The organism is Vibrio sp. 10N.261.55.F4 (assembly GCF_041470465.1).
Taxonomy (GTDB): domain Bacteria; phylum Pseudomonadota; class Gammaproteobacteria; order Enterobacterales; family Vibrionaceae; genus Vibrio; species Vibrio crassostreae_C.
This window is the reverse complement of the sequence record NZ_JBFRMM010000060.1, coordinates 1-10,912: the sequence shown is the minus strand read 5'-3', so window position 1 is coordinate 10,912 and position 10,912 is coordinate 1. Positions and strand designations below refer to the sequence as shown.

The following is a 10,912-nucleotide window of genomic DNA, read 5'->3' as shown; positions in this document are numbered from 1 at the left end:
TGATTTAGGAAACAAAGCCTTGTTGCTGACTAAGCTTGAGTTTTGTTTCAATATCCATATTAATCCTTACTGAGTTTAGAAAATAAACCGCTACCCTCTATAAAAAGAAAAAACGGCCCTGCGGGCCGCAAACTCTGAACGTTGAACCCTAAGAACCTGATACGCACGAGACGTAGAACAGATTGGATGGGCCGCTGCTGCTGACGGTGCCAGAGCGGAGGTTCACGCGGTAGTAGACGGAACCACTAGCCGTCGACGACCAGTAGAAGCTGCTGGTCGCCCAACCCTTCGCGGTGTACATGTGACCAAAGTTACTAGAAAGACTCATCAACTCATCCATATTTGCTAAAGCCCAATCATCTCTCCCGTTAAGCTCAAGTGTATTATAATGTTCACAAAGGCTATGTGCTTCAGTAAAACTAAACATTGCAAACGATCCTGAAGGACCATCATCAGGGCTAATTTCAACATGACTACCGTTGTAATTACTATAGCCAACAGCGTTTAAAAAGCTCTCACTTGGAGTACCGGTAAACAACTTTCCATCGCTTTCCGCAATTTTAACACAGGCACCCGCGGCGTTTTGTTGATCATCATCCCCAACTTGGCCACCACACAATAAGGCATGAAAGGTAACTTGGCTAATCGCATTAGTCTGTGTATTGGTTGTTGTGGTGTAAGATGACGCCACATCAAAGGTCATGGTCGTTGTTGGGGTTTGATAGTTTGTATCCCACTTTACCCGCACTTTTTGCTCACCTGATTCATCGGTTTGAGTCGTTTCCGCTTCAAGGATAGGAGTAACCATTTCTGCGGTGTCTGGGTGCTGTTCTGTACTTACCACTGAAATGACTGAGTAACCTTCTACTGGGTTGCTATTTTGATCGGTCAAGGTCGCAGTAACCTGGCCACCTTCCACTGACGTATAAGGTACCGTGTCAATCGTTGCTTCTGATGACACTGCAGCCGTCTTTTCATCACCAATAAACTTAACTTCATAGTCTTGAGTAATGCCACCCACATCAAGGGTTAATGTGACGGTTTCCGCTTTTAAACTGGTTAAGCGAAACTCGGCAATACCATAGCTGTCTGTGGTAACGTTATCGCTGTCCAATGTCACATTTGGGCTAGAGACAGAAGCCGTCACAAGGGTATCTGGTCTTACTTCTTGACCGAGTTTTAACTCAACAAATACAGAACCAACATCAACTCCATCCGCGACAACTTCCGTGCTTGAGGTAGGCAATACAGTAATTAAACCTTGCTTAACACATGTCACATAATAAGCCGATGTTGGATCGACATCGCCTGTAAGGGTGCTGCCATCTTTAAGATCCACCCACTTAACCAGATCTGCTCCGTCATCATAAGCGAGGTATTGCGCTTTAACAGGCCAGTTATGTAACGCCTGAACATCGGTATCAGTGGCCATCAGCTTAAGTTGATCAAACGTCGGCACTGAACCACCGATGGTGTCGCAGTATGCTACGGCCGACGGATAACGAAAACCAGCCATATCAATCGCTGGGCTGTAGCCATCATCGTTCAGTTTTATATCATAAGGCGAGCCTTGCCCGGCTGCATCAAGTGCGGTGGGTGGTCCAATATAGAGATCCAACAAATGAGAAATGTCGTCCCATTTTGATGACTGATTAGGATCGGTCACTTCAACACGAATCAAACCCATGTCATACACTCCATTATGATCACTAACCGCAAAACTAATATAGTGGTAACCTGGTTGTGACGCTTGAAAGACGATCGTTTTATTCTGAGTGTCCAGTGGATCTTTAGGTACCGCTTTTGCGTTAAACGATTCAACATACACCAATTGATAATCATCACTATCGTCCGAGGAAACAAAGCCGCTGATGTCGATTTCTTCATCGGTCAATACGTAGACAACAACTGGATATACAATATTATCGTCAATCGTAAAACCTTGGTTAGCTTCGTAGCCCACCGCAACATCTAAAACCCCCATCAGCACAAGGCCATTAACCGAGTCTTCTAACGTATAAAGAACACGGTCAATGCCGGTAAAACCTGACGGCGGGGTATAATCCATAGTCTGGTCATCTGTACTATTTATTTGAACTGAGCTCGAGCGACCGTACGGTAGTGTAAGCTCCGTTAATACAAACTCGTCACCTAACGTAAAGCCGACTTTCTCCAATTCGTCCTTCAGTAAAACACTCACATCTTCATTAATCAGTGTTGTTGCACTTACTGGAACCAGTTCGGTTGAGCTAGGATTACTACTTACCGCAATGCGCGTAACCGCAGAACTCGAACCTTCTGAGCTACTACTATCACTCATTGGCGCTTCAGCCATACGGCTCATTGGCGACAATGTTTTAGGAGTCACATGATATCGATAGTCACACACCTTGGTATCAAAGGCCTGAATTACAAACCCTGTTTCCGTCATACTTTCTACTTGGCAGCTATCATCATTAGACAAGACCTCGACTTCACTCAGCGCAAAGCCACCACCCGTTGATGAAAATACCTTTGACGACAGGTCAACCTCGAACGATTCAGCATAGCCAGTCGAGTAGGTAGCATTTTGAGCGGAAAGCGTCGCGCTTTGAGTATTAGGGGAAACACTTGCTGAGCTTCCTTCACTGCCCTCTCCACCACACCCAAAAAGGGTAAGCGTAGTAGCGACGACAAAACCCAGGGGAATGCTTCCTCCTGGCTTATTGCTTAAAAGGTTCATATTACTTCTCTTTACTTTTTATTGATTTCAAAATTGATTTTATGATTTGTATTTAATGTTGTATTGGGCATTTACACTTTGCTGATAACAGTGATGCCATGTAGGCTAAAATTAGCACTGAACATGGGTAATGAATGCTGATCGTCCTTGATTAGCATTAATCATTGAAGGCCTATAATTATGTCTATTTTCAGCGTTCCTATTACTGAATAGGCAGTTGCATCTCTTTAGAGTATTTTTTATCGTAAGATGTTACGGTTACATTAAGTTGTTCACTTTGCGTATATTCCGCAAGAGAAAACGTTTTATCCCGACCAGATACAACAGTGAACTTTTGTTTGCATTGCGTATTTTTTTCTGTTGTACATGAGTTAACATAAACATCAATTAGCGTATTACTATTATTATCGATGCGTAAATTCTCGCCCTGATTGTAAATCTTATAATCAAAACTTGGCTTTGTCGTAGGCAGAATATAAACCGGTGAAAAACCATAGTTTATCTCGACACCGTGAATTTTCTCTCCCTCTTCTTTATAACGACTAGGAGTAAATGGCAGCATAAACATCAAATCTTTGCTGTTATCGCAAGACGTGTTGTGACATAAGCTACGAACACCCACGTCTTTCTCTTCACCAGGTCTTAAAACTAATCTTGGGTGCGTAAGAGATATTTTCCAATCATCTAGATTGTTTCTTGTATAACTATTACGAACGATTTTGTCGCCATCAATAAACTGAATTTCTTGTACTTTTCCATTAACAAAAATCGGGTGAGACTCATCATTAATAAGTGTCACGACACCATTGCCCTTTTTATCCGCGACGACAATCATCTTGTCGACATTAAAAGCATTGGCAGCAGTAGAAGTCATTGCTGAACAAATTGCGAATACTGTTAATAGATTATATTTAATTTTCATATTTCTCTCTACTAAAAATAATAAATTTTAGGATACTACTCGTCTATTTTGCTCAGAGCGTATATAACACCAAGCGCGAAAAGAATGAGTACATACATGTTTAAAATATTTGGTCCGATCATTACTCCGCTCTCTTATATTTGACCTTCATGCATATAATTGAGGTATTAGTTTTCATATTTACGAGCCCAAACGATAAAGGTGAGTAGCTCGATTGGTGAACAGTATCGCGCGTTCAGGTTTGAAGGTATTGGGCACTCTTGAATTTCAAAAACGCAAGATGCGAGATAGCTAAACAAGTGTAGATATCATTTACATTGGCGAGATACTCTCTGCTACAAACAAAGAAACACTGCCAAAAAATTGGCAGTGTTTCTGTTTCAAGGAAGGCAATTTAATCTAAACAGCTAACTTTCGGGTAAAGTATTTTCTCTTCAGGGTAAATCAAATTCAAATCACGATTATTAAGATTTGGATTTGCTTCGACTAATTCATCAAGTGAGCTATCAAATGCTCTTGCAATTCGGAGCAAATAGTCGCCAGGAACCACTCGGTATTCAACTAAACGCTGCTGACACGATGGCGCCTTCTTAATTGGGACAATAGACGCCAATTGGGTTTTCGGCCTTGATACTTGGGTCGACTCTTCAACAAGCTGGTCAACATTGGGCCTTGGGTTAATATCTGAAAGGCCTTCTGCGGCTTCATTGCTTGAAAAACGATAAACCAACAGTGCATTAAATGCGTATAGATCGTCTTGTTGACGAGCTAAATCAAAGACGCCTTGGTAACCAAGGTCGGCGCTCCAATTTTTACTCAATTGGTATTTAAGACCAAGCGATGCCGTAAAATTGGTGTCGTCACTAGAAAACGCGCCCCCGACTCCTGCATACAAGGAGGCAAATTCACTGACGGGTAGCAATAAGTCGGTTTCAACCATTACCGCACGTAAACTATCTATTTCCGAATCAGAAAAAGCAGAATAATCAGCATAGCCAAGTTCAAATAGTACGTTTTCACTAATGTTATATCCAACCGCCGCCTTATAACCAAGTGCTTCAGTCTGTCCCATGTTGTCATCAAATGCAGAAAACGTCATGCCACCACTCATCTGGATAGGCAGCTCCTCTGCTGATACACTTATGGATAAGAACACAGCGATAATCGATGACATTAAGTTCATTTTTTTCATCTTAAATACCAGGCTCCAACATGATCGTTACTTCATCAAAATAATCTCCGGAAACAGCAGAACTGCCCTCAATATCGTAATCAAAGTCTAAAGTAAAGTTAATACTTGTTTGCACTCCAGCTCCTTCTGAAATAGCCGTTGTTTGATTCATTAATTGTCCTTCATCAACTAAGTTACCAGAGCTGCACTGATCGCAATGAATGCTGTAAGGAATAACCACACCAGGGTTACTTGAATTAACTAATTCGTATGACTGTAAGGGCATTGTTAAAACAATTCCGTCATTAAAATAGCCGTTCGCTGTAATATCAAATGACGTTGTCGATGTTATTCTTTTGCCAATTGTGTCGTAGACTGGCGTCATGACACCATCTCCACTTACAAAAACACTGTCGAGTTGAACAGGCTGATAATCAAATGAAAACAACATCACTTCATTGATGTTGCGATAAGTCATAATGCCGTCATTTTCATAGTAGTAACGAATATTTACCGGCACTGAAGCTGAATATTGCCCCTCTGGTAGCCCACTTAATGCCGACACTATTTCACTTTCGTTAATATCGAAAATAGGTCTCAGGAAAATAAATGGGCTCGATTTTTGTTTATTAATTAATCGAACAGACGAAACACAGTTTGGACCTTCAACAGTCACAATCGGTAGTGACACTTCATCAAATGAGCACCCACCACCTACCGTATTCGCTGACTGGGCAAATTCAATTCCAGTAGTATTGTATTGAACGCCCGATATATCGATCGATATTGACGGTGAAGTATTCCCATTTCCCCCAATTAAAGTCATCTCTGTTGGAGGTGTACCCGAAAATGTCGCGGCCGCCCAAGCTTCTGAAGCCTGCAACATAGGAGGAGTTTCCCACGTACTTGGCAGCATTTTGCCATTGTAACGTGTCACATTGTCCCAACGAACACCACCAGCCTTCACTTCCGCGCGAACTTCAAACGCAGCTTGAGCCATGCTTGTCGTCATTAATGCAATAAACGCTACAATATATAGGATAGGTCTAGGCATTATATTTTACCTCTCGTCACCATTTCTTTCTTTGAATAGCTTCTGTCGTGAGATGTCACGGTAATGGTCAACTCGTTATTTCGCATAGTTTCGGTTAAAGGGAACGTCTTATTCCTTCCCGATACAACCGTAAATTTTTGTTTGCATTGGGCTTTGTTTTCAGCAACACATGCATCTACAAAAAAATTGAGCATGGTATTACTTTTATTTTCGACTCTAAGGCTATCACCGTTGTTGGTTAATTCGTAAGAATAATTCGGTTGTGTTGTAGGAATAATATAAACAGGTGCGAATCCGTAATTAATTTCCACACCACTCACTACTTCACCAGGTCTGTATTTACTTGGAGAAAAAGACAGCATAAACATCAAATCTTTTGAATTATCGCATGCAGCGTTGTGGCATAAACTACGTATGCCAATGTCTTTCTCTTCACCAGGGTTCAAAACTACCTTCTGGTGCGTTAATGACACCTTCCAATCGTTTAAGTTGTCTCTTGTATATTGTTTTTTTTCTACCTGTTCTCCATCAATAATATTTATTTCATCCACCTTTGCTTGGATAAAAATTGGGTGAGACTCGTCGTTGGTTAACGTAACGATACCGTTCCCTTTATCATCAGAGACAATAACCATTTTATCTACCGTAAAAGCTTGTACACTTATAGATAACAATATAGCGGTGAGTGATACTAAATTTAGTAGAACTTTATTGGATTTCATTTCCCACTCCTTAATTAACTTGTGCGACTGGGTATGTAATGGCGTTGGTGCGATAAAGTCGTTTTGCCAACAGTTTTAACTGATCGATATCTCTTTTATGAAGCGCTATTGTTTCCGCCATGTTTATAGATTCATGCGCTATATAAATTGCCTTAAACGAACCCACTTCTTTCTGAATAATTCGATAACCGTGTAATTCGAGCTTTTTAAGCGCTTTATTCAGTTCAATCGAGCTTTCGTATGCACCTAAATACATCGCTTGTAGTCGTTCACCTGCATCAATCAAATCTATCTGCTTTTCTTGAGCTATTGGCAAACAATAGTTTTGACCAAAGTTCATCTGATTTGTTGAAGTAAATTCATAAGGCAGTAAGCATTGGCTTTCTTTCGCTGACAATTCAAAGTTCATGCCTTCCAATACGGTTACTCTATAAACACCGTCGGCCATTTCATTGACTTCAATACAACCTTCTCCATGACACTTCACTTCTGTAATCGGCTGTTCTGATATGTCATTAAAGGCGCTAACAAACGAAACGACGCGACTAACTCTTGGCTCAATAGAAGCAACCGTACCTGGGTGTGTAAACACGGTTACGTTACTATCACCAGAGTTGTAAAGATCAACGCTCTCTGAATCAAATTTCGCACGATATTGACTATAGTCTTCCAAAGGCACAACGGTTTCATCGTTATATACGATGAACTTACTGTTGTTTCGCCCTTCTTTTTTAAGAGAGAAGTAACCTTTTTCATCAAACGTCTGCTCTGTATTCTGCGACTGATGAATATCGACAAGCGTATAAGACGTTGCCGCTTTATCGGTAATATAAACGCCGTCTGTCGTCACGATTTGAGTGCTAGACAAGCCAGCATTGATACCACTCGTGCCATTGGTGGACGTATGGGCGGAGGCATTCATTCGAGCGTATTTAGTCGTGCCACTGGTCGCCAATAACGCATCTTGATACATATCATCCTGTTGTCGATCGTAGGTGTTACTCACCTCAAGCGACGTATTAAAGGAGTCTGAGTCAATTAACTGATTTCGTCTTACTGTTGTTTTAAATTGATTAATGTCATCACTATCACTCGTCAGGCCCACGATAGTTTCTACTGTGTCTGACAACGGGACACTCCATAACAAATTAACTGATATGTCGTCCGTCGCCTCAGAGTAATCGACGTTAATATTAACTCGAGAATCTAAAACTGTGGGCGTGCTGTAACCAACGGAAATAAACTGCTGTTCCTGTTCATCCGAGTTACCTAAATTGTCTAACTGCTTGTCGTTATTAAGCGAGTAAACCGCATACATAGATTGTCCACCGCGGAAGCTGTACGAAGAATTCAACGATAGACGTGAATAATCGGCATATCCGTACATATAAGAAGCAACTGGATCACCAAGTTCATTATCGAGAGACTCATAAGATAGACTTAAATAAGGGATACCGATATTAGCATTAAAGTGAGATGCGTCTTCGAATTGGCTGTACACAGCTTCAGTACTCAAATCCCAATCAATCAGATTGTATGCACCACCAACGGTGTACATAGTGCCACTGTCCGTGACCAAGCCGCCCAAGCCTACTTGCAACGAACGGGTGAGTTGGTAGTTAGCTAATGCCTTGCCATAAACATCGTCTTCAATATTTTTAATGCCATGTTCCGTGTAGTCGTAATGGCTTCCTGAAAACATACCCGCAGTGGCAACGAAATCCACTTCCCCCTGAGTCAGAGAGTCACCTTTGGTGTTATATACTTGATAAGTCTGGGTATTAACAACTTGCCCACCACTTGTCACCTCAAGTACAGCTTCATAGCGACCAGATGGTAACTTGCTGTAAGGAATTGAGTTCTGCCCTTCTGGTACGTTATCTTGAAAAATCAATCGACCATCACGAAGAACTTGTACACCGCCACTTGTTGGCGCATAAAAGCTCAATACTTTGTCGTTATTATGTCCGCCTACGAGCAACTTTTTAGAGGTACCTACCGTGAGCGAGTTTTGAGCAACTCGAGCGGTGTTATTCAGGAAGTCAGTTGAGTTAACCTCTGGCTCAAATTCAAAATGACCCGCTTTTATTGAGTAAGAATCGATATCTAAATGATATGCCGCTTCATACAATTCAGAACCGTTATCACTGTTGTTGGCATTGAAATCAGTTTTGAGGTATCCGTAAGGTAGCCCCAGTGTCGTTTCATTATTTAAAGAAACGATTGAGTCTTGATCTTGATATTCACTCACGTACAGATCAAATGAATTGATTAACCCATTGTGTTGACTCAGAGACGAGTGGTATACCAGTTCTTTATCGAGATTCGAGTATGACAACACCTGTGGAGATACAAAAAGATAGACTTCTTGATCGTTATAGTTATGAACGATCTCAAACGTTTCTGGGTACAACTCACACTCATCGAGCTTACCTAAACACTCAGACTGATCTTGTATGCCAACCATTAATTGATCTATGATCTTCTGCTGGTACTCAGCCGACACTGTATTATCATTTAAATAGTCAGATACCTGTGCGATCGCTTTTTTATTATTCGAGTCTAATTTTAACGTGTTAAACGACGTTAAAAATGGGATCGGTGAAGTAAGGGAACCATCTAAGTTACGTATACGGACTGTTGACTCTTTCAATTCAAACAGTTCTTCAAAACCTTCAAGAACATTTTGACTATAACTTGAATACGAATACACAGGCAATAACACTAAAATTGCCATTGTTATGAGTTTGAACCTGAACATTATATATCTACCTCTATATTGAACTCTATCTCACCATTACACCTCTCCGCTTGGCCCGCTGTGATGATATCTTTAAATGACTGAAAACTTAATATAATGTCATGCTCACTATACTTATTGTCGCCATCATTTAAATTGAAATTTGAAAAAGAGACGGATTCACCCTCTGACAAACTTATCCCGTCAATCGTTAATGTAACGAAATCATCCTGAACATTGCTCACTCCAGAGTAGTCCGTACAAATTGACGTATTTTTTGTTAACGTTGAAATATAAGGAATATCCGAAGACTCAAAAGGTATATCTGTTTCAATTCTTAATGTGGTATTAACATCATCAAATTTTGTTTTGTCTTGATTTGACGTCAACTCCAGAACTGCCGGAATAAATTCAACAGAATTAATTGAATTTGTATAAAGTTTGCCTACATCGAGGCTCGTAGTAATGTAAAGCACTTTGAAATCGGCGTTGGCATTCATACTCATGAAAGCCAATAGTATTAAAACTTTTTTCATATTGACTACCATCGTAGAGAAATAAGGCTCGTAATTACTACGAGCCTTTGAATCGGGAATTTTCTACAAATTAAACAAGGTCAGCCATAACCGTTACTGATGCTTGAACAGTAGTTCCACCTACTTCAGATTCAGGTAATACAGCAGTCTGCTTAACTTTAGTTGAAATAGTTTCTTCACCAGAAACAACATCACCAACGGCTACTGGTGCACCATTTACATTAATCTCAACAGCTTGAGATGGGTTTGCCACACCGTCAAAAGCTACTGATGCATCAACTAGAGTCCAGTTAGCTGAAGCTAATGCACCAACAACAGGAGTAACAGCATCACCATCATTTAAGTGAGACTCAAGTACGATAGTATCTGATTCAAACACACCGTCTGTGCTTGGAGTGATAGTACCGTTAAGCGCTGTTGTATCACCTCCTAGGCCAGTGATGATAAGTGCATCTGATGCGTTAGTTACTGGAACAGTGCCACTCCATACAACAGTAGCATTTGAAGATGCGTTAGCACCTGCACTTACTGCCATACCCATAAGAAGAACTGATGCTAGTGCGCTTTTTTTGAAGTTAAACATTTTACTTTCCTTTAAAGATTAAATATTTCATAAATTAGTAATCCCGCTCCTGCGTTTAAATTTGTTAACGCTCATCGGTGACAGGACGAAATAAATTATGCGGAACACTGGAAAAGAAATATTGGGCATTTGAAAATTCCATTTGCCGAAAATGCCGATTCGATAAAACCATCAACAGTAAAGCTAGTAATACCTACCTTCGTTTTATCTACATCTATAATAAAAACCTGCCCGATAAGCTATAGTTTAAATTCTAATAAAAGAAGATTGAATTACATAAGCAATCGAACAATACTTACCATAATAGAGATTATCGAGGACAAAGAATGCCACTCACGTTTGCACACTTCTTAGAACAAGCCAGAAAGGAGCGAGGTTTAACACAGCAGGAGATGCTTGAGTTACTGCTTGAGGCCGACCCGACATTGTCTAAGCTCGACCTCAGGGCAAGATTACGAAGCC

Annotated in this window: 8 protein-coding genes; all 8 read right to left on the bottom strand. The window is 40.7% G+C overall.

The window, feature by feature from the left end; genetic code table 11:
* Positions 1–148: 148 nt before the first annotated feature.
* Positions 149–2,722, bottom strand: a complete 2,574-nt coding sequence (locus AB4249_RS21740) for an Ig-like domain-containing protein (protein ID WP_372104768.1) — start codon at positions 2,720–2,722, stop codon at positions 149–151.
* A gap of 202 nt (positions 2,723–2,924) precedes the next feature.
* Entirely contained in the window at positions 2,925–3,644 is a 720-nt protein-coding gene (locus AB4249_RS21735; RefSeq protein WP_065583727.1) for a hypothetical protein, read from the bottom strand.
* A gap of 394 nt (positions 3,645–4,038) precedes the next feature.
* On the bottom strand, positions 4,039–4,836 hold the full coding sequence (locus AB4249_RS21730; RefSeq protein WP_102332842.1) for an outer membrane beta-barrel protein: 798 nt from the start codon (positions 4,834–4,836) through the stop codon (positions 4,039–4,041).
* Between the two features lies 1 nt (position 4,837).
* Positions 4,838–5,869, bottom strand: coding sequence for a hypothetical protein (locus AB4249_RS21725; RefSeq protein WP_102332843.1), 1,032 nt, complete (start codon positions 5,867–5,869; stop codon positions 4,838–4,840).
* A complete protein-coding gene (locus AB4249_RS21720) occupies positions 5,869–6,591 on the bottom strand; it encodes a hypothetical protein (protein ID WP_102321099.1) in 723 nt (240 codons plus the stop codon). The genes AB4249_RS21725 and AB4249_RS21720 overlap by 1 nt, the downstream gene beginning before the upstream one ends.
* 10 nt (positions 6,592–6,601) lie before the next feature.
* Positions 6,602–9,352, bottom strand: coding sequence for a TcfC E-set like domain-containing protein (locus tag AB4249_RS21715; protein WP_102332845.1), 2,751 nt, complete (start codon positions 9,350–9,352; stop codon positions 6,602–6,604).
* Positions 9,352–9,867: a hypothetical protein gene (locus AB4249_RS21710; RefSeq protein WP_065583732.1), complete on the bottom strand. Its 516-nt coding sequence runs from the start codon at positions 9,865–9,867 to the stop codon at positions 9,352–9,354. The genes AB4249_RS21715 and AB4249_RS21710 overlap by 1 nt, the downstream gene beginning before the upstream one ends.
* Positions 9,868–9,937: 70 nt before the next feature.
* A complete protein-coding gene (locus tag AB4249_RS21705) occupies positions 9,938–10,450 on the bottom strand; it encodes a hypothetical protein (protein ID WP_065583733.1) in 513 nt (170 codons plus the stop codon).
* Positions 10,451–10,912 lie beyond the last annotated feature (462 nt).